Genomic DNA, 26,630 nt, shown 5'->3' with positions numbered 1-26,630 from the left:
TCCCCGAGGCGCACGACGTCGCAAATAATGTGGGTTTGAGCTGGTCAATCTCGCCGTCGGCACAGGTCCATTTGCTGCCTCCCGGGTGAGGTGGCTGCTGTTGGAGAAGAGAGATGAGTGGCATGTGGATGGCGGCAGCCTTGTTCAGCTCGAACGCCAGATCGGACCGAGACCCCGCCACCTAGGGTCTGCGGTCGCGGCGTCGGCGGGCTGGTCAGCTGGATGGGGCTGGTCAGCTGGATGGAAGCCCGTCCTGCCCGAGGAGAACGAGGAGGTTGAGTCCAGTCGATACCTCCCTGCAAGGAGGTTAGGGTCTCCACGGGCTGGCTTGTCCGAAAACCCCATGAAGACGGCCGTACCTCAATCGAAGGTACGGCCGTCTGGAGCAGGACTCTTTATCGAGCCCGCATGCAAATACTACGGATGGCTTAGTCTTTAGACGCAGGTATAGCCCCCGTCGACGGGAACCATGATGCCCGAGACATAGCTCGATGCCGGCGAGGCGAGGAAAATGGCGGCCGTGTCAAGCTCGCCCTCATTTCCATAGCGCTCCATGGGGATAACGGTCTTCGAGTACTCTTTGAACCAATCGGTATTCAGGGTCTCTTTGGTCAGCGGCGTCCAGAAATAACCGGGGCAGATGCAGTTGACGGTGATGCCGTACTTGCCCCACTCGCCGGCAAGGCCGCGGCTAAGGTTGACCACGCCGCCTTTGGCCGCGTGATAGGGAGAGCAGGGAGCAATCTTGTTGCCGACGAGGCCGTACATGGAAGCGATGTTTATGATGCGGCCGTACTTCGCGGGGATCATCGCGGCCTTGGCGACCGCGCGGGCAACCTTGAAGCTGCCGAAGAGATTGATGTTGAGTTCGTTTCCGAACTGCTCGTCAGTGATGTCTTCAGCGGGGGCGACAGCGCCGGTACCTGCATTATTGATAAGAATGTCGATGCGACCGAACTCGTCCATGATCTTTTTCACTGCGGCATTCACCATTTCGGTATCGGTGATATCGCAGCGCACGGGAAGTGTCTTGACGCCGTATTCCTCGGCGATTTCCGAGGCGACCTTCTCGATCAGCTCCTGCCTGCGGGCGAGAGCGACGATATTGCAGCCCTGGCTCGCCAGAGCTTTGGCCATCTGAACCCCAAGGCCGGTCGAGCAGCCTGTGACAAGTGCGACACGGTCGGTTAGATCAAAATAGTTTTTCATCTTGTCTTTCTTCTCTCCTTGGTTATTGGCAGCGCCTGTGACAGAAATACTACTAGGTATCTTAATTGATAGCAGAGATGCTGAGAGCGCTGCTAGGAAAACCATACACCTCACCACACCGGTACTCGTATCGAAGCGGACTCGTTCGCTTCCGCCTGTCCTCGGTATTCCGCCTTGACTTCTTCGAGGAGTTCTACGAGCTGTACAGGGCCGACGTGGTGCCGCGCATCCGCGAGCACACGTGGCCCAACAAGGAGTACCTCATCAAGTCGAAGATCATGCCCCACTTCGAGAGCCACCGCATGAGCGAGGCCCGGGGCGTCGACACCGTCCGTTGGCAGAGCCACCTCATGGACGGGAGCAACAACAAGGGTAGGGGCTACACGCAGACGTACCTGCGGACCGTGAACAACCAGCTCTCCGCCATCCTCAACCATGCCGCGCGCTACTGCGTCCCGTGCGCCTTAGTCTCTCGGGTTTTCGTGACGAGGGGTGGATGAGAAACGTTCCCCTGTGGGCGATGGGAAACAGGGGCCTGTGGAAAGAATAAAGCCTGCCGTATGTCTGTCGGTTTCTATTGATGAATCTGCATAGGAGCAAAGAAACACGCCATGCTGATGCAATATCATGATTGCGAGAGTCCGGGCACCGATGATTCTACATTCGTAGCAAGAGACAAACCGCCTCTCACGATGGAGTCAGAGGGTCCCTGTGGGAATTTATTTTCGGACTATGCGAAAGTATTTTAATACCAATGCATACCTTTTGTATCTAATCGAGCCACATATTGTCTATGCTGTTGCGAGGGTCAGAAATTGTATAGTCAAGCCCGCAGTTTGTGTCTTGCCACCCGGCTAGACGACGCAGCATGGATTCGATCGGAGATTTTCCCTCATGGAGCTCGTGGAAAAGTCAGGTCTGCCTCTCTTTCAGCAAATCGTGGAGGACATGAGAGGAAGCATCGAGGCAGGTCGCTATGTGCCGGGAGGCATCATCCCCTCAGAGAGGGAGCTTTCTGAACACTATTCGGTAAGTCGCGTTACGGTGCGCCGTGCCATCAAAGAGCTCGTGGACATGGGCATCCTCAGCAAGAAGCAGGGCAAGGGCACCTTTGTGAGCGCTGCCCCGCTTGAGAGGAAGATTACCCAGACGCCAGAGGTCCTGACGTTCGCTCAGATGTGTGAGGCCGCCGGCAAGCAGCCCGGAACCAGGGTGATGCGGGTGGACGAGATAATGGGGGACCAACGGGACCTCGAGTTCCTCGGGCTTCCCAAGGGCAGCAATCTTCTTCGTATCCAACGAGTGCGTACGGCAGATGGGATGCCCGTAATGCTCGAGAACAGCCTCACTCCCATAGAGGGCTTCGAGTTTCTGCGGCAGGGGGTAATGAGGGAGCCGGGCATCTTCGGTCTGATAGAGGAGAACCTCGGTCGAAAGGCCGGCGGGCACGTGCACTGCTCGCTTCGCATTGCCAAGGCGGATGTGGAAATGTCGAAGCAGCTTGAGGTCCCCATGGGGGAGCCCCTGTTCATGGAGCTCATCGATCTGGTGGACAGCGACGGTAAGCCGCTCCTTATCGCAAAGAACTACGTCGTCGGAAGCCTCATGGTCTTTGACTTCTAGATCGGTTTGCCTAGGATGTCAGCTTGAGGCCGCAGGACGGTGTGGGGGTTTTCTCGCTATTTTTCTACCGCTCGCAGAATGCAGATAAAATTTACCTTGTGGCAATCACCCCTCTACGGGTATGCTTACTGTACCAGCTGGTATTGAAACGTATTGTTATAAGCTGAAGAGGAGTGGGGCATGGCAAAAGAGGCTAGACAAGAAAAAGAGCCCAAGAAGTCCAGGTTATGGCATGTGTACACCATCATCTTCGCGCTACTTGCGGCCGTTACGATTCTCACGTGGGTGATACCATCCGGCCAGTATCAGAGGACCGAGGTAAACGGCCGCGAGGTGACCGTCGCCGATACCTATGAGAGCTTGGACAAGGTATCCACCGACGAGGACGGCGTTACAACCGACCTTCGCCAAGGCGTCTTCGACCTGTTCATGGCACCCACGGAAGGTATCCAGGCTGCCATTGACGTCGTGGCGTTCGTCTTCATAGTCGGTGGTGCCTTCGGAATCATCACGAAGACGGGTGCCATAGAGGCTGGCATGAAGCGCCTGGTGAAATCGCTCAGGGGAAATGACATACTCATCATTCCCATAACGATGATTCTCTTCTCGCTCGGCGGGACCATGTTCGGGATGTCCGAGGAGACGCTGCCCTTCTTCGCGATTTTCGTGCCGATTATGATCGGCATGGGTTTTGATTCCTTCACCGCGTTCATGGTCGTTTTCGTTGGTCCCAGCGTGGGCTATATGGCGGGCGTCGTTAATCCGTTCAACACGCTCGTGGCCCAAGGCATCGTGGGCATCACGGACAATCCCCAGATTTGGCTTAGAAGTATCTACTGGGTCATCCTCACGGGTGTCGGCATCGCCTTCGTTATGCACTATGCGAACAAGGTCAGGAAAGACGCGAAGCGCTCCATCGTGTACGAGGAAGATCTCGCCAAGCGCAGCGAGATGGCGGAGGGCGCCGGAGACGACGAGCTCGACAGGTCAACGTTTACCGGCCATCAGAAGGCCGTCCTAGTCGTGTTCCTCGTCGGAATGATCGTCATGGTCTGGGGCCTGGTGACACAGGGCTGGTACATGAACGAGCTCTCGGGCATCTACCTTGCGATTGGCATCCTCTCCGGGATTGTCGGAGGACTCAACGAGCACCAGATCGCCGAGGAGTTCGTAAACGGCGTCAAGGACTTTGCATATGCGGCCATCATCATCGGCCTGGCGCGCGCGGTCCTGATCATCGCCCAGAACGGCCAGATCATCGACACCATACTCTACGGTCTGGCCACCACGCTCTCCGGCATGCCCCCCGCGATCTACTCGGTGCTGCTGTACGTCTTCCTGGCCCTGCTGTCCTTGCTCGTTCCGAGCTCCTCTGGCTTCGCCGCGCTGACGATGCCCATCATCGGCCCCTTGACCGAGCTCATGGGTCTTAACGCCCAGGCCGCCATCACGGGTGTGGACATGGCGAACAAGCTCGCCAACATCCTCAGTCCCATGAGCGGAATGATGGTCGCTGGCCTTGCGATCTGCGGCATCCCCCTCGTCAAGTGGTGGAAGGGGAGCTGGAAGCTCATGGCCTTCTTGGTCGTGGCGGGCATTGCCTTTACGACCATCTCCGGTCTCATGCCGGCATAGGGGCAACCATGCGGGCGGTTTGTTCGACTGGGTGACGATACGTAGTACACGATGGTCACCGGTGGCACGGTAACCAAGAAAGAAAGTGGGAGGTACGATTTCATGCCTAAGGGTTTGAACGTTCATACCGAGATCGGGCCCTTGAAGAAGGTCATGCTCCATCGACCGGGGCTCGACATGGTCTATTTTGGTGACGAGGACTTCGACCGCGTCTGGTTCCACGACGCTCTGTATCTGGAGAGGGCTCAGGAGGAGCACGACAGGTTCGCCGAGCTCCTGCGCCAGGAGGGCGCAGAGGTGCTCTACCTCGAGGACCTGCTGAAGGAGGCTCTTGACGCGGACCCCGATGCCCGTGGGGAGTTTACCAACACCTATCTCGCCGAGAGCAGGCTTCCCGGCAAGGAGTATGCCGCCGCGGCACGCGAGTTCCTGGATTCCATCGAGGACACGGGCGAGTTCGTGAAGCGAGTCTTTCGCGGCATACGCCGCAAGGAGGTCGAGCTGCCGCACCGCTCGGCGCACACGCTCGCCGAGCTGGACGCGACCAAGGACGATCCCGACTCGCTTATCGACCCCCTGCCCAGCAGCTATTTCACGCGAGACGCCTTCGCAGTCGTGGGGAATGGCGTGAACATGAGTCACATGTACCACTACAACCGCAATCGCGAGACGCTGCTCGGCGAGACCATCTTCACGCATCATCCGGAGTACAGGGGCGTTCCGCTCTGGTACGACCGCAAGAGCTCATTCCATACCGAGGGCGGCGACGTCCTCAACTTTGGCCGTCATACCCTCGCCGTCGGGCTCTCTCAGCGCACCGAGGCCGCTGCCATCGACCAGATGGCACAGAACATGTTCTGGGGCGACGAGGAGTGCGAGATCGAGGAGATTCTCGCCTTCAAGATTCCCGCGTCCTATGCCTTCATGCATCTGGACACCGTCTTCACGCAGGTTGACGTCGACAAGTTCACCGTCCACCCCAACATCCTCGGCACGCTCAAGGTCTATCGACTGACCCCCGGCGCAACCAAGGGCGAGGTAAGAATCGCCGAGATAGACGACACGCTCGAGCACATTCTCGAGAAGGCCCTGGGGATTGACTCCGTCCAGCTCATCGAATGCGGCGGAGGGGACCCGGTCCTGGCGGCTCGCGAGCAGTGGAACGATGGCTCCAACACCCTGTGCGTGAAGCCCGGTGTGGTATGCGTCTACGAGCGCAACGTGGTGACCAACGACCTGCTCTGCAAGAACGGCATGAAGCTTCTCGTCGTGCCCTCGGCCGAGCTCTCCCGTGGTCGTGGAGGCCCCCGCTGCATGAGCATGCCGTTCTGGCGTGAAGAAATCTAAACCGGGGCTGACCCGCGAGACGGTGGGTCCCCCGTCAATCCCTTCGAAAGGAACCAATCATGGGCGTCAATATCAAGGGACGTAGCTTCCTGTCCCTGCTGGACTTCACCACCTCGGAGATAGAGTACCTTCTCGATCTTTCTGTCGACCTCAAGCGCATGAAGCGCGCCGGTGTTCCTCATCGTTACTTAGAGGGCAAAAACGTCGCCCTCGTCTTCGAGAAGACCTCCACGCGCACGCGCTGTGCCTTCGAGGTGGGTGCACACGACCTGGGCATGGGAACCACCTATCTTGATCCCAGCGGCTCCCAGATGGGGCATAAGGAGTCCATCGCCGACACCGCCCGTGTCTTGGGCCGCATGTTCGATGGCATCGAGTATCGTGGCTTCGAGCACGAGAAGGTCGAGAAGCTCGCCCGCTTCTCCGGCGTTCCCGTCTGGAACGGTCTGACCAATGAGTTTCATCCCACCCAGGCCCTCGCTGACATCCTCACCATGCGCGAGGAATTCGGCGACGATCTGAAGGGCAAGAAGATCGTCTTCATGGGTCAGGTGGGCAACACGGCGGACTCCCTCGCCGTCATCTGCTCCAAGCTCGGCATCGACTTCTGCCAGTGCGGCCCGCAGGAAGACGTTCCCGGCAACCGCACTTTCCAGCCCTGGATCTGGGAGCGCTGCCAGGACGAGGCTGCCAAGACGGGTGCGCACCTTTCGGTCACTGACAACGTCAAGGAGGCCGTCTCAGGCGCCAATGCGGTCTACACGGACGTGTGGGTGGGCCTGGGGCAGCCCAAGGAGCTCTGGGAGAGCAGGATTGCTCTGATGTCTCCCTACCGCGTAACCGACGAGGTCATGGGGATGGCCGCGGACGATGCCATATTCCTGCACTGCCTCCCATCCTTCCATGACACGAACACCACGGTGGGCGCGCAGATCGCCCAGGGCTTCGGCATCTCGGAGATGGAGGTGACCGACTCCGTTTTCGAGGGGCCGCGCTCGCGCGTGTTCGACGAGGCGGAGAACCGCCTGCACACCATCAAGGCCGTCATGTACGCGACGCTGGGGTAGGCCCGTTCTTAGCAACGTTTTGCTTTCATGCTTGAACGCGCGAAGGGGACACGCGTGATGTGCCCCCTTCGCGCCTAGAAGAAACATTCAAAAGAGGAAGGGGCAAGGTATGCCAGGCATCAGCGACAGGCCCAGTCGCGTCGTCATCGCACTGGGCGGAAACGCCCTTGGCGACACACCGGAGGAGCAGGCCGCACGGGTTCGCGAGGTGGCACCGGTGCTTCTCGGCGTCATCGAGCGGGGCAACGAGATCATCATCACCCATGGCAACGGCCCGCAGGTCGGCATGATTCAGAAGGCCTTCTCGCTCGCTCACGACGACGATCCCACCGTGCCTGCCATGGACCTGCCCGAGTGCGGGGCCATGAGCCAGGGCTACATCGGCTACCACTTGCAGCAGGGTCTCGGAGCAGCGATGCACAAGGCCTACAAGCGCTGGCACGTGGCCACGGTCGTCACGCAGATCGAGGTCGACCCGGAGGACCCCGCCTTCGCGAACCCGAGCAAGCCCATCGGGCAGTTCCTGACGAGGGAGAGGGCCGACGCCGAGCGGTCGGCTCACCCCGAGATGGCGTTCGTCGAGGACTCGGGTCGCGGGTGGCGACGCGTCGTCGCGTCTCCCGAGCCGAGGAAGATCGTCGAGGCGGAGTCGATCTTGAACCTGCTTGATGACGGATTCATCGTCGTCGCCTGCGGAGGAGGCGGCATCCCCGTGGTTCGTGACCCCTCGGACAAGGGTGCCTACCGGGGCGTGGCCGCCGTCATCGACAAGGACATGGGCGGTGAGCTCCTCGCGGAGGATTGCTCTGCTGACGTGCTCGTACTGCTCACCGCCGTCGATCACGTTGCCATCAACTTTGGGAGGCCCGATCAGAGGGAGCTCATCGAGCTGAGTGCCAGCGAGGCTCAGGGCTACGCCGACGCCGGCCAATTTGGGAAGGGTTCAATGGAGCCCAAGGTCCGGGCGGCAATCAAGTTCGTACGGAGTCGGCCGGGGCGCGTCTGCGTCATCGGCTCCCTTGAGCACGCGCGCGAGGCCGTGGCTGGCGAGTCTGGAACCCGCATCCACGCGTAGGCGTTTTGCGGGCTGGAGTTGCTTCCCCTTCTAGCGTGGCCCCATCCCTCTCGTGCGCAGCCTCTTTCTTCCCCGCTATGTTTGTCTCCCTTACGGGTATAACGTCGCATAGGCACATCAAGAGACCCCGTCGCAAGGAAGGGAATGCAACATGAACGCGAAGCAGCTGGAGCGCATGCATCACGGGAAGGGCTTCATAGCGGCGCTTGATCAGAGCGGAGGAAGCACCCCCAAGGCGCTCGAGCTCTATGGCGTCAAAAACGACGCATACAACACCGATGACGAGATGTTCGACCTGGTGCACGCCATGCGTACGCGCATCATCACGAGCCCCTCGTTTAGCTCCGAGCACATTCTGGCGGCCATTCTGTTCGAGAATACGATGGACCGTAAGATTGAGGGTTCCTACACGTCAGACTACCTCTGGGACACCAAGGGCGTCGTGCCCATCCTGAAGGTCGACAAGGGCCTCTCTGCCGAGAAGGACGACGTGCAGCTCATGAAGGACATCCCCGGCCTTGACGATCTGCTTGACCGTGCGGTCGCGCGTCACGTCTTTGGGACCAAGGAGCGCTCGGTCATCAAGCACGCAAACCGCAAGGGCGTCAAGGCGATCGTTGACCAGCAGTTCGCGATGGGTCGTCAGATTGCCTCGCACGGTCTGGTCCCCATCCTGGAGCCAGAGGTTTCCATCTTCAGCGAGGACAAGGCCGACGCGGAGGCGCTGCTCAAGGAGGAGATTCTGCGGCACCTCGACGAGATGCCAGCCGACGCCAAGATCATGCTCAAGGTGTCCATCCCCACCGTTGACGGCTTCTACAGTGACGTCATGGAGCGTCCGCAGGTCGTTCGCGTGGTCGCGCTCTCGGGTGGCTACACGCGGGACGAGGCCGATGCCCGCCTGGTCAAGAACCCCGGGCTCATCGCGAGCTTCTCGCGTGCGCTTCTGCAGGGTCTCTTGGCCCAGCAAAGTGACGGGGAGTTCAACAGCACGCTCGCCGAGTCGGTGGCCGAGATCTATAAGGCGTCAGTCGACAAGTAGCTTGCGGGCAGAGAAGTGCGTTCAAGACCGGCAGGACGTATTACGTCCCGCCGGTTTTTGTTGTGGGATGCGTGGGGTGTAAGCTGGCAGCTGCGCCTAGATATCTCTGGGAGGTCCGCATGGCTATATAAAAGGCTGCCATCATCGGCAGAGGGGCCCTCGGTCTGCTCTATGGCGACCTGATCGCGCGAAGCCTTGGACCTGATGCCGTCGAGTACGTCATGGACGGCGCTCGCTTCGAGCGTCATCAAGGGGAAGCCCTTGCGATCAACGGAGTTCCCTGTCGTGTCAAGACGATTCCGTCACAAGATGCCTCTCCGACCGACTTGGTGATTCTCGCGACGAAAGCGACGGGTCTTGCGGGCACTCTCGTTGTTGCGGAAGACCTCGTCGGTCCTCGGACGCGCGTCGTCCCCCTTTTGAACGGCACCACAAGCGAGGAGCGCGTCGCCGCACGATTTGGCTGGAAGAACACCGTCATCAGCGTCGCCCAGGGCATGGATGCCACCTTCATCGAGGGAGAGCTCACCTATGCGCATCCCGGTGAGGTTCGCTTTGGCGCGGCGTCAGGAACTGCGCAGGAGACGGTAAGCGACGTGGCAGACTTTTATGCCCGCGTGGGCATGCGAGAGACACGACCTGAGGATGCCGCAGAACGAGTTTCTCTCTCAGCGCATTCACCAGATCGAGAAGAGCTACGAGGACCAGTTGGCTCGATTTGTCGCGCGCGTCTCATGCGCTACGATACAGTCCATTCGAGACGAACGGAGCACATGTGGACATAGGGCTTTTCATACTCCAGATGGTTCTTTGGTCACCGATCATCGTGTTCGGGGCGCTCTTTCTTGTGTCCTATCATCGCGAGCCCCGGCAGTTTAGAAACGCCATCTACCTGCTGCTGTTCGTTCTCGTTACCGCGCTCATACTGCTCATGCGCTATGGGCAGCAATGGATGGTCGTGCCGCTCCTCCTTCTTGTTCTTTTCTTTCCAATCGTTGCGGCGCTGGCATTGATCGTCAACGGTGTCGTGGTCGTGCGTCGAAACGGGCTCTCTGCGGCCTCGCTTCTTCCCGTGGCGCTCGCGCTGTTCATCTTGTCGATGTACGCGGTCATTCCCGCTGCGGGCATAATGAGCGCACCCGCGTGGGTCGTTTCGATCTTGGAGCTCTTCGTGTGGGAGGGCATGTGGTTTTCGTTCACGCTCGTGGCGCTCTTGCTCTACTCATGGCTCTATCGCGCCCTTCCGCGCCGCCGCACGTACGACTTCATTGTCATACATGGTGCCGGGCTCTCAGGTACCGAGCTGACCCCGCTTCTGGCCGGTCGTGTCGACAAGGCCCTTGAGCTCTGGGAGCGGCAGGGGAGAGGGGGCCTTCTGGTGGTATCGGGCGGGCAGGGCTCTGACGAGGAGATATCTGAGGCCGAGGCGATGTATCGCTATCTGACGCTGCGAAAGGGCATTCCCGCAGGGTCGATTGTCAAGGAGGAGCGCTCCACGACCACGATGGAGAACCTGCGCTTCTCCAAGGAGCTCATGGATGCGCGTGCGGACGGAGCGCCGTATCGCTGCGCCGTGGTGACGAGTGACTATCACGTCTTTCGTTGCGCAGAGTATGCCCATGAGCTGGGGATCTCTGCCGATGGCGTGGGGAGCCACACGCGTGGCTGGTACTGGCCGGCCGCCTTCATCCGCGAGTTCGCGGCCATCACGCGCGCGCACTTCTGGCCCTACGTGGTCATCCTCGTGCTGTGGGCGCTGGGGCTGGTTCTTTCGCTGTTCTAACGGGTGCCTGACGGAGCTTGTCGCCCACGCCTACTTACCGGATGAGTCCAGCCCGCGCTCGAGCCATGCCTTGAGAACGAGCGCGTGATTGCAGGCGGGATCCTTGGCGGCATAGAGCAGCGTGACGTTGCGATTCGACGCGAGCTTCTCACGGCATGTGTCCAAAAACGCAGCCGCAGCCGATGAGGAAGCCAGCTCGTCCTCGTAGCGAGCGGAAAACTCCGAGAAGCGCTCCGGGTCATGGCCGAACCAGCGCCGCAGCTCTGGCGAGGGTGCGACGTCCTTGCTCCACAGGTCAAGGGCGGCGCGCTCCTTCGAGACGCCCCGGGGCCAGAGCCGGTCGACAAGAACGCGCAGGCCGTCCGTGTCCTCGGGCTGCTCGTAGACGCGCTTGACAGTGATGGATGCCATAGATGCCTCCTCGAACGTAACCTAGCGTGGATGTACCCGTTGCGCGCCCTGGGATGTGGATGGGTCCCTCAGGCAAGCGCGCTTACAGGTCCGAGCGCGTCAAAATCTCTTGCGGGAGGAGGCGACTGTTCTCCACGACGTCGCGCAGATAGGCCATTTCCCTCTTCTTGAGCAGGGGCTCCATCAGGTCGAGCCCGGCTAGCGGGACCGCCTCTTGGTCGGTCGTCTCGTTGTCAAGAGGGTCAGGGAAGCGCTCCATGGCGCGCTCGAGCATGAGATGGTAGGCTTCGGCGAAGGGAGTCACCGCGAAGCGCCCCGCGGTCTCGTCAACAAGCTTGGAGAGGATGGACAGGCCTGCGCGGTCGATGTCTCCCCAGTAGAGGACCTCGATTTCGTCTGCGCCCAGCGTGTCGAGAAGATCGGGAAGCTTGTGAGGATCGTTGACCAGGTAGCCGGTCCCAAAGATTACGCCGTGCACGCGCTCGCCCAGGATGCGCTTTCTTCCGTCGAGGTACATCGCGTCGCGCATGTTGAGCCAGGGATCGAGGTTCTCGGACACCACCAGACGCATGCGGTCGTGATGGCGCGGGATGTGATGCAGCAGGCCAAGCTTGGCTTGTGGATGGCAGCGCACAATGTCGGTGAGCCCCATGAAGTGCAGGAGCTTGCGACCGTCACCGTCGACGCTCAGGAACTTCTCGTCACCAAAGATCCGGTAGGAGAGCTCGCGGCCGCTGAGCGTGCCGTCACCTAGAGACGTGGCTCCTACAAGCGCATGATCCAGGGCGATGAGCTCCTTCTCGTAGCTGGCGTAGGCCTCGGGCGTGCTGAGCAGCCAGCCGTTGATCCACAGGCGCGGATCAAGGCCAATGATCTTGCGTCTGACCTCGTTGAGCTCGGGGCTCTGCTTGCGCACGCATCCCAAGCTCGTAAGCGAGCGCGCGATCTTTCGTTTCTGCACCTGTCGCATCGGCGGCTTGGAAACAGTGGCGGTCGCAATCGCACGTGTTGTCTTTTGCGTCCGCGTCTGCAGCGCCATGCGGTCTTCCTCTGGTTCCTGGGGGAGTACGAGGACGTAGGTGTCGTCGGCGTTCGAGCCGGGCGTTTTGCTCTTCTCGGGTACGAGCACCCCGAGCTCCTCAAGGTCGCGGCGCACCTCCTTGCCGGCACCGTACTTCTCGAGCACCCCGTCCACGTCTTCTGACGCGAGGCGCTCCTTGCGTAGGCGCACGAGTCCGCTCGCAATGCCTCCCGCGTTGCTGCGCTGGTCCGTGCTGAGCCTTTTGCCAAGCAGCTTGGCGAGGGACAAGATCATGCCTTGCTCCTGCTCGGTGAGTTTGTGCGACATCAAAGCCTCCTGGGATTGCCCTGTGTGACAGCATAGCGCGAGTCAAGAAAATGCCCAATCGGAGCTGTCAGATCAGGTTTTTGTCAGGTACCTTCGCCACAATGAGAGGGCCGGTGCAGGAGCGCGATGGTGCGCAGAGATGGAGAAGATAGATATGGGTAAGCACGACGCAAGCGTCTCGAAGTCTGGTATGGCAATAGCGGGGCTGGTGCTGGGCATCATCGCACTGGTCAGCTCGTGGATGCCCATCCTCAACAACATCTCCGCGCTCATCGCACTGGTGGGTGCGGTGCTTGCCATCGTAGGCGTGGTGGGCACCGTGCGGGGCAAGCACTCGGGCAAGGCGCTCGCCATCGCGGCGGTCGTCATCAACGTGGTGGCCTTCATCATCGTTCTTGTTATGCAGACTGCCACGACGGCGGCGCTGAACAAGGCCGTTGATGGTCCGAGCGTGTCGAGCACGTCGACGAGCGCTCCCGCAGACAGCACGAGCTCGACCACGACTTCGGACGACAGCGCGGACGCCGAGCAGCAGGCGACCACGGACCTTGCCGTTGGAGCTTCCATCGACCTTGAGAACGGCCTGTCCGTTTCCGTCGACTCCGTTGACGCGAGCTTGACCAACTACGACGGGTCGACCGTCGTGGGCGTGAACGTGACCTACACCAACAACGGCAGCGACTCGGCGAGCTACAACGAGTACGACTGGAAGGGCGAGGACGCAAACGGCGCTCAGGAATACGCTACGTTCTACTCAGGCTCTGCGGGCGACAAAGACGGCGCCCTGAATTCGGGGACGCTGTCTGCGGGCGGCTCAAAGTCGGGAACGCTTTACTTCGAGGACGGGACCGTAAAAATCCTGTACTTTGGCTCCATAATGAGCAACGATGCTACGGCGAGCTGGGACGTTGCGTAGGAGGGGTCAATCGTGAGTGAGCCTTTGACGGAGGAGCTGCTCAACGATCTTGTCTCGTCTTCCAACCTGGGCGATTTTCTCGAGGAGCACGACCGGGACATGACCGACCGGTCGCTCGCCGACTACCTCCAGCAGCTGCTTGCCGAGAAGAACCTCAAGCAGTCGCGCGTCGTTCGGATGTCAGGCCTGGCGGAGCACTATGGGCGCGAGATCTTCTCGGGCAAGAAGTGTCACCCCGATCGTGACAAGGTGCTGTCCATTGCCCTCGCGATGGCGCTTGACCGCCGAGAGACCAACCGTCTGCTGACCGCCGCCGGCGTGAGCGAGCTGTATTCCAAGAACCGTCGTGACGCCATTATCATCTTCTGTCTCGATCGGGGATGCTCGCTCCAGAAGGTAAACGAGGAGCTCTATCGCTTTGACGAGCGGACCGTCTGCTAGGCGGGGTCTTATCTGCGCGCAGGGGGCGGGGCGCTGTTCGTGCCTCGCCCCCTGCGTTTGCTATGATTGCCGACATGGAGACTGATGACCTTGACAGAGAGCTTGCCGCCCAGCTAAGTGGGTTGGGCGTTCCTGATGGCTACCGCGTCGAGCGGGTTCTCAAGCAGGGTGGGGACGAGCAGACCCAGCTCGTCTACCTCGTTGCCCAAGATGGCCGTGAGCACGGTCCTCTTGTGCGCAAGATCATACGCGACGAAAAGGGTCTGGGTGGTGCGTACGAGACCGTGCGTGCCGCTCAGCGACGAGGAACGCGTCTCGTGCACCTGCCGCGCATCTACGAGTGCACGCATGCTGACGGATATCTTACGGTTGTCATGGAGCACGTGGGGGGAGCCACGCTGGGGACGTACGTTGGTCGATTGGACACTCCCGAAGCGCGTCTTTCCTTTGTGCGCTTGTGGTTTCCCGACCTATGTGACGCGGTGAGCGAGCTACATACATGTTGTGGCGTCCCCATCATTCATCGTGATCTCAAGCCGAGTAACGTCATGGTCACGGTGGGGGGCATTGTCCTCATCGACCTGGGAATTTCCCGTACGTTCAAGGAGGACGCCGACCGAGACACCACGCGCTTTGGCACGCTCGCCTACGCCCCGCCCGAACAGTTTGGGTTCGGTCAGACAAGTGTCCGTAGCGACGTCTATGCTCTTGGCATGCTCCTGTTCTTCTGTCTCACGGGGCGGGAGGCATCTTCGCGAGACCGAGCGTCAGGCTTCCTCGGCTCGGGGATTTCCCCCGCGCTCAGAAAAGTCATCGAGAGGGCCACGCAGTTCGATCCGTCTGCTCGCTATGCTACGGCTCACCTGTTCAGAGAGGCACTTACTGCGGCGTTTGAGGGGGAAGATGCTGGGGGGAGCGAAGCAGGGGCTTTCTCGTTCGTTGCATCATCCTTTGATCCTGGTGCGGATACGGTCACGGTTGATGCTTCCGGTGCTTCTCGTCCGTCTCTGCTCGCGCGTGTTCCTCGGCTTTTTGGTCTTGTCTGGGATGTGCTCGTGGTGGCAGCCTGCGCCCTTTTTGTCGCATCCTGCGTGTCGGCCTACGCATCTGCGGATCAGGCTGCCAGCTATCCGGCGTGGTACCTGATATTCACATACCTCTTCTGCCTGTTACCTCTGATTCTCATAGCGAGCTATCTACTTCTTGACCGTAGACCACTCAGGCCCCTGATTCCCGCCCTCTCAAATCTTACGGTCAGGCGCGAGACCACCAGAGGGCTCAAGGCCATTGCGCTTATCTTCGGCGTGTGGATACTTGCCACGACGATGGAGGCCTTCCTAGCTGGCTGGCAAGGATGACGTGCCACGGTCGCTATCTTTGAAAACGGCGTTTCTTCTTTTGGACAGAATGAGTCCGTTCCTTAATGAAAGAAATGGCGGATTCTTTCATTAAGGAGCGGGAAACGGAGCTCAAAAATGAAACCGTAAGGATCAGCTCAGCCGTGTGATCTCGGTCTCGAGGGCATGAGCGTCGCCCGTGAAGTGAAACGCCTGCATGCCCGCTGTGCGTGCTCCTGCGCAATTATCGGTGTTGTCGTCCACGAAGAGGCAGGTAGCGGGATCAAGCGCATAACGTTTGCAGAGCAGACGAAAGATAGCAGGGTCCGGCTTCATGAGTCGCTCGATCGCCGAGATGACCCGTCCATCAAGATATGGCATCGCTGGCATGTGATTGAGCTGCTCGAGGATGCGTGTCGAGGCGTTAGAGAGCAGGTAGATGCCATAGCCCTGCTTCTTGAGGCGGATGGCGAGCTCGTTGGTGCCCTCGAAAGGAGCCGAGTGCTCGGGCCAGTGAGCAATGCAGGCCTCAAGATTGGGATGGAGCCGCTCGGGCAGATGCGCCGCCGCGACGCGGGCCATGGTCTCGTGGCTGATCGTGCCGGAGTCGAGAAGGGACCACGTCGTGCTTCCAAAGAGCGCCCCGTTGAGCAGGGCGGCATCTGCGGGCGTGTTCGTGAAGAGGCCCGCAAAGTAGGGACCGTCGAAGTTCATGAGCACGCCGCCCATGTCAAAGACGACGTTGGCGATGGGCTTGTCCATGAGCATAGGCGTCAACCTCTCGAGTTTCATGACTGAGTACATCGAGTATAGGAAAATGAGAAGGGTAAGTATGTCCTCCGAGTCTCCTTTCTTCAGATTGACTAAGCTAGCTACAGGTGACTTCTGGGAGAAAAAGCGAGCAAATATGGACAAGGGATATGACTCGTACGACATAGACTCAATCGTTGAATATGCTACGAAGCTTGAAGGAAAGACGTTGCGTCAGATGACGGGGCTGGATGCGATTGCTGATCCACATCAACGTCGCGGTTCTTTTGGTAACGCGGTTGAGGAGTATTATTTTAAATACCCTATCAACAGCAGCCAAGTTCCCGATTTCGACAAGGTTGGGCTTGAGCTTAAAACCACGCCGCTTAAGCGGAACTCGAGTGGAGAGCTCGTGGCAAAAGAACGACTAGTTATTACAAATATTGATTATATGGGAATTGTGAACGAGAATTTTGAAGAAAGTCATTTTCTCAAAAAGACAGCTGATGTTCTGCTTATCACATACCTATATGAAAAGGATAAGAGTCCGCTCGACTACACCATTGAGCTCGTTGCGCGATGGGGAATTCCTGAAGAAGACTTCCCCCAGATTAGGCATGATTGGGAGACGGTCGTTGAGAAGGTCCGCTCGGGTCATGCTGAAGATATTTCCGGCGGCGACACATTGTATCTTGAAGCCTGCACAAAGGCTGCGAATGCCGAGGTCAGGAAGCGACAGCCCTTTTCCACCGTTTCAGCAAAGCCGCGAGCATGGGCGCTCAAGGCATCCTATATGACAACGGTCCAAAGAAAACTTCTCAAGGCAATGAGTAAGATTCCTCGCACCCGTGGCGAAGAGAGTATGGACCTCCTTGCATTGCTTCATGAGAGATTTGCCCCCTATTTCGGAAAAACTGAATTAGAGCTTGAAGCCCTTTTTGCTCTATCTGCTTCCAAGAACCTGTGCGCTCGTATCACGAATAAGATTCTTGGTGTTGGTGAGGATTCCGAAATAGAAGAATTCCAAAAGGCAGGAATTAAACCGAAAACAATGAGACTCAAGGCAAGCGGCGTTCCCAAGGAAGCTGTTTCATTTCCTGCATTTCGTTACGATGAGCTTGTGGCTCGCCCCTTTGAAAACTCTGCCTTTTTAGGCTACCTTCAGCAAAAGTACCTCTTTGTGATTTATAAAGAAGATAAAGAGGGGAATTATCTCCTGAGTGATATCTGTTTTTGGCAGATGCCTGAGAAAGATTTGGATGAGGCACGGCTTTGCTATGAGCAGATGCAAGACAACGTGCGTAAAGGACAAGCGGCCATTTCAATTAAGTCAGCAGATACTCGCTGCTGTCATGTGAGACCTCACGGACGTAACGCTGAAGATGTTTGTCCACAGCCTTTTGGCCCACCTGTGGTTAAGAAAAGCTTTTGGTTGAATCAAAACTATCTTAAGGACGAGATTGAGAGCGTGCTCGGTGAGGATGACTCTGAGTCCATCAACCCTAAGAATCGTTAGTCCCGTTCTGATTCTGTCCGCTTGATCGGTTATGATAGGCGGGCACTGCGACACAGACAGCGAATGGAGAAACGTGTCGTCACAGAAAGTGATTAAGGTTGCCGAGCTCTTTGCGGGGGTCGGTGGATTCAGATTGGGTCTTGAGGGTTACCACAATGCCCATGAGCTGCAGATGAGAATGCCATCGGCAGGCCCATTCAAGACGGTGTGGGCCAATCAGTGGGAGCCTCCTGGAACTCAAACCAAGCAGTTTGCCGCTCGATGCTACAGGGCTCACTTTGGCGAGCAATCTGTGGTGAATGAGGACATTCATGAGGTCCTTGCGAAAGCCCAAAAAGGCGAGCTTGAGATTCCCGACGTCGATATGGTCGTCGGTGGATTCCCTTGCCAGGATTATTCGGTTGCAAAACCCCTCTCCCAGGCAGGGGGCATTGAGGGTAAGAAGGGCGTCCTTTGGTGGGACATCTATGACTTTCTCCGCCTTAAAGGACCGGATAAGCAGCCACGTTACGTGCTGCTCGAAAACGTTGACCGCTTGCTCAAGAGCCCGGCTTCTCAACGTGGCCGAGACTTTGCGATTATTCTCTCGTGCCTCAACAAGCTCGGCTACTCAGTTGAGTGGAGGGTGGTCAACAGCGCAGAATATGGATTTCCCCAGCGGAGAAAAAGAACTTACATTCTTGCACAACTCACTGATGAACGATGGAGCTTGGAGAACATGCTCTCTGGTGGACTCCTGGCGCAAGCTTTTCCTATTGCAGAGCTATCTCCCGAGCAGATGAGCAGCATCGAGATTCCAGATGACCCCTTCGTCGCAACGGAAGGTTTCAATAAGGGAGGAAAACTTTCTCCGTTTATGGAGGCGGGCGTCATGCAGAAGGGGCACGCGTCTACCTGTAAAATTATTGAGAGCTATACGGGGTTACGTTGCACGCTTGGAGATGTCCTAGTTCCTGATGAGGAGGTCCCCGAGGAGTTCTACATAGAGTCCGAGAAGCTTTCCCAGTGGAAGCGGCTCAAGGGAGCAAAGAGCGAAGACCGCATTAACAAAAAGACAGGGTTCTCCTACCGTTATTCCGAGGGTTCTATGTCCTTCCCCGACTCTGTTGACAAGCCTTCTCGCACGATTCTGACGGGGGAAGGAGGTCGTGGCGCCTCGCGCTTCAAACACATCATCCAAACCAAAGAAGGCCGTTATCGTCGTTTAGTTCCTGATGAGCTTGACCAGCTCCAGGGGTTTCCCCGCGGATGGACGAAGACGGGCATGACTGATGGGCAGAGGGCATTTTGTATGGGGAACGCGCTCGTCGTGGGAATTCCACATGCGATTGGAAGGGCACTCGCTCAATCCATCGCTCAGGAACAACTCTGAGGAGTGCTAGCAGCCTCGGCATAAAAAATGCGGTGACAAGCTCCCTGGCTCGCCACCGCACGGCCTAGCTAAGCGCGCTTACCTGGCCTAGAACGCCCCGTCGATGTCGCAGACGCCGACGACCTTCTGGTTCACGAATTCGTGAATGCCCAGGTCGATGAGCTCGTGGCCGTAACCGGAGCGCTTCACGCCGCCAAAGGGGATGTCGGCTGCGACCTTGGTCGGCTGGTTGATGAACACCATTCCGGTGTCGAGCTGACGCGCCACGCGGCGGCCACGCTCGACGTCCTTGGTGAACACGGAGCCACCCAGGCCGTAGGGGGAGTCGTTGGCGAGCTTGATGGCAGTGGCCTCGTCGGGCACGCGATAGACCTGGGCAATGGGGCCAAAGAACTCGGCCTGGTACGCCGGGTTGTCCTCGGCGATGTCCGTGACCATCATCGGCTGGAAGAAGAAGCCCTCTTCGGGGACGGGCTTGCCGAGCTTCTCGGCCTTGGCGCCGTGTGCGACGGCCTCGTCGAGCTGCTTCTGCAGGCGGTCGACCGCCTCCCGGGAGGAGAGCGGGGCGAGGGTGGTCGTGGGGTCGGTCGGGTCCCCAGCGACGAGCTCGGACGCGAGCTCGCGATAGGTCTCGACGAACTCGTCGTAGACGGAGTCGGCGACGATGAGACGCTTGCTGGACACGCAGACCTGACCGGCGTTCCAGTTACGGCCAAAGGCCGCCCACTTGGCGGCCTTCTTGACGTCGGCGTCGTCCAAGACGATAAAGGCATCCGATCCGCCGAGCTCGAGCGTGCTCTTCTTGAGCGCCTTGCCGGCAGCCGCAGCCACCTGCGCACCCGCACGCTCGGAGCCGGTGAGCGCCACGCCGCGCACGCGAGGATCGACGATGACGTGGTCGGACTGCTCGTGCGAGAGGTAGAGGTTCTGGAAGGTCCCCTCCGGAGCACCCGCCTTGCGGAAGATCTCCTCGAAGGCCGCGGCGCACTGCGGCACGTTGGAGGCATGCTTCATCACGATGACGTTGCCGGCGGACAGCTGCGGCGCCGAGACGCGAATGATCTGATAGAACGGGAAGTTCCATGGCTCCACGATGTAGAGCACACCGAGAGGGTCGCTCACGAGCTGGACGCTGCCCTCGGGATAGCCCTTGGGAGCAAGGACGCGCGGGGCCAGCTGCTCGGCTGCGTGCTCGGCGTAGTACTCGGAAATCTGGGCGGACAGCTCGACTTCGGCCTGTGCCTCGGAGAGCAGCTTGCCCATCTCGAGCGAGATGAGGCGGGCGTACTCGTCGGCGTTCTCACGCAGGATCTTTGCGACGTTGCTCATCACGTCGGCGCGCTCGGCGAACGAGGACGTGCGCCAAGACTCGAAGGCCGTCTGGGCCTTTGCGAGCGCGGCGTCAACCTCAAAATCAGTTGCGGTGGGGAAGCTCTTGACCTCTTTGCCGGTGTACGGGCTAATCGTCTTGTAAGCCATCTGGTACCCCCTTCAGAGATACGTTACACGTAAAGTGACATTTGCTTGACAGACGTATACCCAAGGCTCCCTGTTTGATGCAGCATGGCAATTATTGTCTTGCGGCATGGTCTCTGGACGTCTCCAGCGTGTCTCTCTCGTCGTACCCCGGAGCCGTCCAAAAAAATAAGGGTGCATCACAAACTGTTCGGTCGGCGGTAGGGGCTTTTTGGCCAGTGGCGGTAGGGCCCAAGATCTCGGCCGTTGGAGCCCGCGAGGGGCATGCTACACTGGCCAAAAGCAATCGACTGGAGGAAAAAAACATGGCTGACGTGCTCTTTGTTGAGTATCCAAAGTGCAGTACCTGCCGGCGCGCGAAGGCGTGGCTGGATGCTCGTGGCATAGCCTACGAGAATCGCGACATTGTCAAGGAGAGCCCCACGGCATCCGAGCTCTCCGCGTGGCAGGCTCGCTCCGGCCTTCCCGTGCGGCGCTTCTTCAACGCGAGCGGGCGTCTTTATCGTGAGCGCAACCTCAAAGCTCGGCTGGACGCCGGGGTGTCTGACGAGGAGGCCTTCTCGCTGCTTTCAGAGGACGGCATGCTGGTCAAGCGACCGATTGTGGTGGGCTCCGACTTCGTGCTCGTGGGCTTTCGCGAGGACGAGTGGGAGCGGGCGCTGTGCGGGGAGTAGGCTGCGTACGCGAGTTTCTCGCGAGGGTGGGGAGCCGATGATGCGCCCCCAGAAGACGCAGGGCTTCTCGAGAATCGCGTCTGACGTGGGGGAGCGCCTGAGCGTCGAGGGGCTTCTCGCTCGGTTTTCGACTCCTGACGCCTGCGTGCGCGGCACGGTCTTCTCCGGGCTTGAGCTCTCGGATGCGTCCGCCGATGGCACTTCCTTCGAACAGGTCGTCTTCCGGGGCTGCACGCTCGATAACGTATGCCTTGCCAACTGCACCTTCACGGACGTGCTCTTTTCGGGCTGTCGGATGACGCGCTGCGACATGGGTCGCTCATGGCTCAATCGATGCGACTTTAGGTCTTGCTCGGCTCCGGGTCTGAGCTTTCTGAGGGGCCGTCTTACGGGCGTCTCGATCGAGGACAGCCAGATGAGCTACTGCGACCTTTCCGAGGCCACGGTCAATCGCCTTATCGCTCGCGAGACGGGCCTCGCGGAGGTCAGCCTCTCTGCGACGAAGCTTCGCCACGTAACGCTGGACCAGTGCGACCTCACGCGCATGACCGTCCTGCGCACCTCGCTCGCGGGGATAGACCTTTCGAGCTGTGATATCTCGGGCCTGCGCGTGTCGGACACCTTTCGCGAGCTCAGGGGCACCGTTGTAAGCTCCGAGCAGGCGGCGCAGCTTGCCGGGCTCCTGGGCGTGCAGGTGAAGCAGGACGAGTAGTGGGGCAGCTGGCCCCAGACTCTGCTGGGCTCCTAGGAAAGCGCTGTTAGCAGTGGGGGAAGTTTGCCGACGAGCGGGCGCACGTAGGAGAGCATCTCCTCGCTCACGCCCATGCCGTCCGCGTTGATCCACGAGCGGGGGACGCTGCGAATCTGGTTGGCTACGGAGCTCACGTCAACGAGGGCTGTCCGGGTCGCGTAGGGGTCGTTCGAGATGCGGTCGAACGCGCACATCCTCACGGACTCCCCCGCAAGCGCGGCCTCGACGCCCGCGCGTCCGAGCTCGAACGCCTCGTCGAGGTCCGTCCTGCTGGCCGCATGGCTCGCGCAACGCTGGAGGGTGGAGAGCTCGACGGCCCGGGTCTTGCAGCCCAGACGACCCTTTATCATGCTGGCGAGGTAGCGGCTTGTGCCCGAGAGCGCTGCTCTGTGGCCAAACTCGTCCGTGCCGGCACCGTGAGCCATCGTTCGCTCGCAGACAAGATGGCCGTCGGGCGTGCAGACTCCCTCGCTCACGCCGACCATTACGGTGTTCTTGTGGGAGAGCAACTCTGAGAGACGCTCCACGAGTGCATCCTCCACCAGGGGAATCTCAGGAAGAAGAATGAGGTCGGGCTCGGCCAGCACGGATGACGCGGCGAGCCATCCCGCGTCGCGGCCCATGATCTCGACGAAGGTCACGCTCTTGAGGTCGTAGACGTCCGCGTCGCGTGCGAGCTCGCGCAGGGCCGTGACCACGAACCGCGCGGCGCTGCCGTAGCCGGGGGTGTGATCGGTGCCCATGAGGTCGTTGTCGATGGTCTTGGGGACGCCGATGAAGCGGATGCTGCTTCCGATCGAGCGTCCGTAGGAGCCGAGCTTGGCGATGGTGTCCATGGAGTCGTTGCCGCCAATGTAGAGGACGGCTGTGGCATCGATTTCCCTGAACCTTTCGAAGAGTTCCTGGTAGACGGACTGGTCGGTGCCTGGCTCGGGAAGTTTGTAGCGACAGCTCCCCAGCCAGCTGGAAGGGGTGCGGCGCAGCAGATCGAAGCTGTCCTTATTGGGGAGGGCGGAGTCGAGGTCGATCATTCGGCCGTTCAAGAAGCCCTGGATGCCGTAGCGCATCCCCATGGCGCGCAGGCCCGCAGCTCGCGCGCCGTCAATCACGCCGGCAAGGCTTGCGTTGATGGCGGCGGTGGGACCGCCCGACTGTCCAACTAGCACACACCCTTTTTCCGCCATGGAGATTCCTTCCTGAGTCAACGACGAACAGCATAGCGCGGGGCTCGGCCTCACATCGTGCGGGCTGTGGTGCGCGGCGTTCCGCGACCCATAAGGGGGGGCTATCCCGCATGCGGGATAGCCCCCCTGGTGCCGCAAAGGAGAAACAGGACTACGCGAGGTTGTAGAAGGCCTTCTTCTGCAGGTACTCGGAGGAGTCGCCCAGAGCGTCCTCGATGCGGAGGAGCTGGTTGTACTTGGCCACGCGGTCAGTGCGGGCGGGGGCGCCGGTCTTGATCTGGCCGGCGTTGGTGGCAACGGCGAGGTCGGCGATCGTGGTGTCCTCGGTCTCGCCGGAGCGGTGGGAGACGACGGCGGTGTAACCGGCGCGCTTGGCGGTCTCGATGGCGTCGAGGGTCTCCGTCAGGGTGCCGATCTGGTTGACCTTGATGAGGATGGCATTGGCGGCACCGAGCTCAATGCCCTTCTTCAGGCGCTCGGTGTTGGTGACAAAGAGGTCGTCGCCCACGAGCTGGACCTTCTTGCCCAGGCGCTCGGTGAGCTTGACCCAGCCGTCCCAGTCCTCCTCGTCCAGGCCGTCCTCCAGGGAGATGATCGGGTACTTGTCGACGAGCTCCTCCCAGTAGTCGACCATCTGATCGCTCGTGAGCTCGCGGCCCTCGCCGGCCAGCACGTAGACGCCGCGCTCCTTGTCGTAGAGCTCGCTCGTGGCGGGGTCCATGGCGAACATGAAGTCGCGTCCCGGCTCGAAGCCGGCGGCCTTGACGGCCTGCATCAGATAGATGAAGGGCTCGGCGTTAGTCTTGAGGTTGGGAGCGAAGCCACCCTCGTCGCCCACGCCCGTGGAGAGGCCGGCGTCCTTGAGGATACCCTTGAGGGTGTGGTAGACCTGCGTGCTCCAGCGCAGCGCGGTAGCGAGGTCAGGCGCGCCGACCGGCATGATCATGAACTCCTGGAAGTCGACGGTGTTGTCCGCATGGACGCCGCCGTTCAGGATGTTCATCATGGGGACGGGCAGGGTGTGTGCGTTGGCACCGCCGAGATAGGCGTAGAGCGGCTGACCGGCAGAGGCGGACGCGGCCTTGGCAATGGCCAGCGAGCAGCCGAGAATGGCGTTGGCGCCCAGGTGGCCCTTGTTGGGCGTGCCGTCGGCGGCAATCATGGCGGCATCGGCGCCGCGCTGGTCGGTGGCCTCGCGGCCCACGAGGGCCTCGGCGAGTTCCTCGTTGACGTGGCCCACGGCCTTGAGGACACCCTTGCCCAGGTAGCGGTCCTTGTCGTCATCCCGCAACTCGACGGCCTCGAACTCGCCGGTGGAGGCGCCGGACGGGACGATGGCGCGCCCGAAGGAGCCGTCCTCCAGCGTGACCTCGACCTCGACGGTGGGGTTGCCGCGGGAGTCCAGGACCTCGCGACCGTAAACCTTGGTAATCTTGCTCATGGCATGCCTTTCTGTCATCTGCGATCTGTGTCGCATAAATACCCAACACCTACCTTGTAGGTATACCCCGCTGGACCGGCTCCATCAGCCCAGAGTGGCGGGCTTTGTTTCTACGCGGGTGCCGCGTGGTACGAGATGCCTGCTAGTGATAGTCGTAGAAGCCCTTGCCAGCGGCCACACCCGTCTCGCCGGCGTCAATCTTCTCCTTGAGCAAGGCGATGACCTTGGCCTGCGTGGAGGTGGGGTCTTTTGCGGCGGGATTCATGCTTGCGATGTTGTAGGCCGTGGTGAGGCCCACGACATCAAGAATCTGGAACGGGCCGTTGGGTGCCCCGGTGCCAAGCTTCCAGGCCAGGTCGATGTCCTCGGGGCTGCCGATTCCGTTGGCCCACAGGGCCTGACCAGCCGAGAGGAAGGGGATGAGCAGGCTGTTGAGAAGGTAGCCTGGCTGCTCCTTCATAATCTTGAGCGGCACCATCCGGATGGAGGCAGCAAAGCTCACAGTCTCGTCGAAGGCCTCCTTGCTGGTCCCGGCGTGGGGCATAACCTCGGCGCTGGGATTCTTCCAGATGGAATTGGCGAAGTGCAGTGCGAGATAACGCTCGGGGTGTGCGACGTGGGACGCAAAGGCGCTCGGCAACATGGACGAGGAGTTGGTGCACACGACCGCGTTCGCAGGGACATGCTTGGACATCTCGGTGTAGAAAGCGATCTTGTCCTTGGGGTTCTCGGCGATGGACTCGATTACGAAGTCGGCATCGGACAGGGCGTCCTCGTAGCTCGTGGTGAGCGTGAGGTCCTGGTAGGCGGCCTCGACCTTGGCCTTTGCGGCCTCGCAGGCCTCCGGTGTGACGTCTTGTTTGGCGAGAAGTCCGTAGGCGTAGGCAGACGGGTCGGACTTCATGGCTTCGAGGGTATCTAGATAGACCTGGCGTAGGTGGTCGATCTTGGGCTGGCAGCGGCCAATCGAGCCCTCGGAGCGTAGCCAGATGGTGACGTGGTAGCCGCTGTAGGCGCACTGGAAGGCGATCTGGCTTCCCAGTACCCCTCCGCCGGCAACGACAACGTTCTTGATGTCCATGCTGTTCCTCTCTCATGCAGAGCCAAACGGTCACAGGCGGGATGAAGTCCCCCCATAGATTCTAGTCATATTTCAAGAAGCTATTCTGCGAACGCTGTGAATGGTGTTAAAAACTTTTTTAATAGTGGGCAAACAAAAAGTTAGTGTCAGATTCGGCCTCTACTCCGGTCATCTCAACAAGTGGCTCAGATACTAATACACAAGAGCCCTCGTACCGTTCCTGCCCCTTTACGGGATGTCAGGAAAATCGAGGTGCCCGCGGTTTTGAGGGCCGTATGATTCTTTACGTGGTTTAAAGTCTGCTCACGAACATAAGGGGTGCGCGCCCATGTCCGAAGATCTTAACAGCTCGTCCGCCCTGCCCCTCTACGTGCAGGTGGTCGGCAGGATTCAGTACGCAATTGATTCGGGCGAATATGGGATTGGGGACAAGATCCCCTCGGAGGGGGAGCTCCAGAGTCTCTTCTCGGTGGGACGCATTACGATTCGCAGAGCGATTGAGGAGTTGGTCGCGGCTGGCTACCTCATGAAGAAGCAGGGCAAGGGAACGTTCGTAAAGGCTCCCGGAAACCTTCACCTCGTGCAGTCGCGCCTGGATTCCCAGGTCTTCAGCTACACCGAGGCCTGTGAAAAGGCCAGTCTTGCAGCGGGATCCGTCGAGCTGGGATCGTCGCTCGTTGAGCCCACCGCCGACGACCGAGCGTTTCTTGGTATTGAGGGAGACGACAAGGTGCTCGTTACACGGCGTGTGCGGACGGCGGACGGAGTTCCCATCATGATCGAAGAGAATCACTTCTCCCTGTCTGATTTTCTGTTTCTTGCAGAAGCCAATCTAGAGAACCGCTCCCTATATGGCCTCATCGAGAAGAGGACGGGACGCCGCCCCAAGATGGTGGGGGAGTGCATCCTGAGCTCGGCCCGCGCCATGGAGAACGTGGCCGCGCAGCTCAGCGTGCCTGTTGGAGAGCCTCTCTTCAGCCTTCATGCGCGTTATGCCGACGGGGATGATCGCCCCCTGTACATCGGTGACCAACTCATTGTGGGCGCGCGCTGGTCCTTTACGTTCTAGGTACGCAAGCAGACTGGTCACTTGGATTGGCGCCCGCTTGAGCGCAAGCCTGACGCCAAATCTCTCCCTTGATTTCGGCTTC

26 protein-coding genes are annotated in these 26,630 nt (G+C 59.8%); 17 read left to right on the top strand and 9 right to left on the bottom strand.

The features are described 5' to 3' along the window. Positions 1-435: 435 nt before the first annotated feature. A complete protein-coding gene (locus INP52_RS08400; protein ID WP_194370824.1) occupies positions 436-1,209 on the bottom strand; it encodes an SDR family NAD(P)-dependent oxidoreductase in 774 nt (257 codons plus the stop codon). Between the two features lie 77 nt (positions 1,210-1,286). On the opposite strand from INP52_RS08400, the gene INP52_RS08395 reads away from it, so the two are divergent. The 9 genes from INP52_RS08395 (at position 1,287) to INP52_RS08355 (ending at position 10,781) form a co-directional block, all read left to right on the top strand. Beyond that, positions 1,287-1,709: an N-terminal phage integrase SAM-like domain-containing protein gene (locus INP52_RS08395; RefSeq protein ID WP_194370822.1), complete on the top strand. Its 423-nt coding sequence runs from the start codon at positions 1,287-1,289 to the stop codon at positions 1,707-1,709. Between the two features lie 394 nt (positions 1,710-2,103). Beyond that, a complete protein-coding gene (locus INP52_RS08390; protein WP_194370820.1) occupies positions 2,104-2,832 on the top strand; it encodes a GntR family transcriptional regulator in 729 nt (242 codons plus the stop codon). Positions 2,833-3,012: 180 nt separating this feature from the next. Further along, the gene (locus INP52_RS08385) at positions 3,013-4,467 is read left to right on the top strand and encodes a YfcC family protein (RefSeq protein WP_228478322.1); all 1,455 of its coding nucleotides are present in this window, start codon (positions 3,013-3,015) and stop codon (positions 4,465-4,467) included. A gap of 102 nt (positions 4,468-4,569) precedes the next feature. Further along, a complete protein-coding gene (locus INP52_RS08380; protein ID WP_194370818.1) occupies positions 4,570-5,814 on the top strand; it encodes an arginine deiminase in 1,245 nt (414 codons plus the stop codon). Positions 5,815-5,873: 59 nt separating this feature from the next. Then, positions 5,874-6,881, top strand: coding sequence for an ornithine carbamoyltransferase (argF, locus tag INP52_RS08375; protein WP_194370816.1), 1,008 nt, complete (start codon positions 5,874-5,876; stop codon positions 6,879-6,881). Positions 6,882-6,990: 109 nt separating this feature from the next. Continuing rightward, positions 6,991-7,956: a carbamate kinase gene (arcC, locus tag INP52_RS08370; RefSeq protein WP_194370814.1), complete on the top strand. Its 966-nt coding sequence runs from the start codon at positions 6,991-6,993 to the stop codon at positions 7,954-7,956. A 151-nt stretch (positions 7,957-8,107) separates the two neighbouring features. Continuing rightward, entirely contained in the window at positions 8,108-8,998 is an 891-nt protein-coding gene (locus INP52_RS08365) for a fructose bisphosphate aldolase (protein WP_194370812.1), read from the top strand. 140 nt (positions 8,999-9,138) lie between these two features. Next, the gene (locus INP52_RS08360) at positions 9,139-9,783 is read left to right on the top strand and encodes a ketopantoate reductase family protein (protein ID WP_194372927.1); all 645 of its coding nucleotides are present in this window, start codon (positions 9,139-9,141) and stop codon (positions 9,781-9,783) included. After that, positions 9,774-10,781 (top strand): YdcF family protein, encoded by a 1,008-nt coding sequence (locus tag INP52_RS08355; protein WP_228478321.1) that lies wholly within the window; start codon positions 9,774-9,776, stop codon positions 10,779-10,781. The genes INP52_RS08360 and INP52_RS08355 overlap by 10 nt, the downstream gene beginning before the upstream one ends. A 30-nt stretch (positions 10,782-10,811) precedes the next feature. Here the strand turns inward: INP52_RS08355 and INP52_RS08350 are convergent, their stop codons facing one another. After that, entirely contained in the window at positions 10,812-11,192 is a 381-nt protein-coding gene (locus INP52_RS08350; RefSeq protein WP_194370810.1) for a DUF488 domain-containing protein, read from the bottom strand. Positions 11,193-11,274: 82 nt separating this feature from the next. Then, positions 11,275-12,540 carry a Wadjet anti-phage system protein JetD domain-containing protein gene (locus tag INP52_RS08345; protein ID WP_228478320.1) on the bottom strand — a complete coding sequence of 422 codons (1,266 nt, stop codon included), beginning with the start codon at positions 12,538-12,540 and terminating at the stop codon, positions 11,275-11,277. A gap of 154 nt (positions 12,541-12,694) precedes the next feature. On the opposite strand from INP52_RS08345, the gene INP52_RS08340 reads away from it, so the two are divergent. Continuing rightward, positions 12,695-13,456: a DUF4190 domain-containing protein gene (locus INP52_RS08340; RefSeq protein ID WP_194370808.1), complete on the top strand. Its 762-nt coding sequence runs from the start codon at positions 12,695-12,697 to the stop codon at positions 13,454-13,456. Between the two features lie 12 nt (positions 13,457-13,468). Then, a complete protein-coding gene (locus INP52_RS08335) occupies positions 13,469-13,897 on the top strand; it encodes an XRE family transcriptional regulator (RefSeq protein WP_194370806.1) in 429 nt (142 codons plus the stop codon). A 113-nt stretch (positions 13,898-14,010) separates the two neighbouring features. Here INP52_RS08335 and INP52_RS09950 read toward each other — a convergent pair whose 3' ends face one another. Then, on the bottom strand, positions 14,011-14,247 hold the full coding sequence (locus INP52_RS09950; protein ID WP_228478444.1) for a hypothetical protein: 237 nt from the start codon (positions 14,245-14,247) through the stop codon (positions 14,011-14,013). A 24-nt stretch (positions 14,248-14,271) separates the two neighbouring features. Here INP52_RS09950 and INP52_RS08330 point away from each other — a divergent pair, with 24 nt between their 5' ends. After that, positions 14,272-15,255, top strand: a complete 984-nt coding sequence (locus INP52_RS08330; RefSeq protein WP_232364370.1) for a protein kinase domain-containing protein — start codon at positions 14,272-14,274, stop codon at positions 15,253-15,255. Positions 15,256-15,387: 132 nt separating this feature from the next. Here the strand turns inward: INP52_RS08330 and INP52_RS08325 are convergent, their stop codons facing one another. Then, positions 15,388-16,002, bottom strand: coding sequence for an HAD family hydrolase (locus tag INP52_RS08325; protein ID WP_228478319.1), 615 nt, complete (start codon positions 16,000-16,002; stop codon positions 15,388-15,390). Between the two features lie 139 nt (positions 16,003-16,141). On the opposite strand from INP52_RS08325, the gene INP52_RS08320 reads away from it, so the two are divergent. Together INP52_RS08320 and dcm are read left to right on the top strand one after the other, a co-directional pair. Further along, on the top strand, positions 16,142-17,500 hold the full coding sequence (locus INP52_RS08320) for a Sau3AI family type II restriction endonuclease (RefSeq protein WP_194370801.1): 1,359 nt from the start codon (positions 16,142-16,144) through the stop codon (positions 17,498-17,500). A 73-nt stretch (positions 17,501-17,573) separates the two neighbouring features. Continuing rightward, positions 17,574-18,872, top strand: a complete 1,299-nt coding sequence (gene dcm, locus INP52_RS08315; protein WP_228478318.1) for a DNA (cytosine-5-)-methyltransferase — start codon at positions 17,574-17,576, stop codon at positions 18,870-18,872. Positions 18,873-18,959: 87 nt separating this feature from the next. On the opposite strand, the gene INP52_RS08310 is transcribed toward dcm, so the two are convergent. Further along, positions 18,960-20,351 carry an NAD-dependent succinate-semialdehyde dehydrogenase gene (locus INP52_RS08310; protein ID WP_194370799.1) on the bottom strand — a complete coding sequence of 464 codons (1,392 nt, stop codon included), beginning with the start codon at positions 20,349-20,351 and terminating at the stop codon, positions 18,960-18,962. 302 nt (positions 20,352-20,653) lie between these two features. On the opposite strand from INP52_RS08310, the gene INP52_RS08305 reads away from it, so the two are divergent. After that, positions 20,654-21,022 carry an arsenate reductase family protein gene (locus tag INP52_RS08305; protein ID WP_194370798.1) on the top strand — a complete coding sequence of 123 codons (369 nt, stop codon included), beginning with the start codon at positions 20,654-20,656 and terminating at the stop codon, positions 21,020-21,022. Positions 21,023-21,062: 40 nt separating this feature from the next. Then, complete coding sequence (locus INP52_RS08300; protein WP_194370797.1) at positions 21,063-21,734, top strand: pentapeptide repeat-containing protein; 672 nt, start codon at positions 21,063-21,065, stop codon at positions 21,732-21,734. A gap of 32 nt (positions 21,735-21,766) precedes the next feature. On the opposite strand, the gene INP52_RS08295 is transcribed toward INP52_RS08300, so the two are convergent. The 3 genes from INP52_RS08295 to INP52_RS08285 form a co-directional block, all read right to left on the bottom strand. Continuing rightward, complete coding sequence (locus tag INP52_RS08295) at positions 21,767-22,939, bottom strand: diphosphate--fructose-6-phosphate 1-phosphotransferase (RefSeq protein WP_232364352.1); 1,173 nt, start codon at positions 22,937-22,939, stop codon at positions 21,767-21,769. 169 nt (positions 22,940-23,108) lie between these two features. Next, positions 23,109-24,398: a phosphopyruvate hydratase gene (gene eno / locus INP52_RS08290; RefSeq protein ID WP_194370795.1), complete on the bottom strand. Its 1,290-nt coding sequence runs from the start codon at positions 24,396-24,398 to the stop codon at positions 23,109-23,111. A 142-nt stretch (positions 24,399-24,540) separates the two neighbouring features. Continuing rightward, positions 24,541-25,479, bottom strand: a complete 939-nt coding sequence (locus tag INP52_RS08285) for a 3-hydroxyacyl-CoA dehydrogenase (RefSeq protein WP_194370793.1) — start codon at positions 25,477-25,479, stop codon at positions 24,541-24,543. Positions 25,480-25,807: 328 nt separating this feature from the next. Between INP52_RS08285 and INP52_RS08280 the strand changes: the two genes are divergently transcribed. Next, complete coding sequence (locus INP52_RS08280) at positions 25,808-26,548, top strand: GntR family transcriptional regulator (RefSeq protein ID WP_194370791.1); 741 nt, start codon at positions 25,808-25,810, stop codon at positions 26,546-26,548. The last annotated feature ends 82 nt before the right edge of the window (positions 26,549-26,630 follow it).

This window comes from Thermophilibacter immobilis (genome assembly GCF_015277515.1).
GTDB lineage: Bacteria > Actinomycetota > Coriobacteriia > Coriobacteriales > Atopobiaceae > Thermophilibacter > Thermophilibacter immobilis.
The sequence above is the reverse complement of the archived record's forward strand: the minus strand, read 5'-3'. Positions and strand labels throughout refer to the sequence as shown.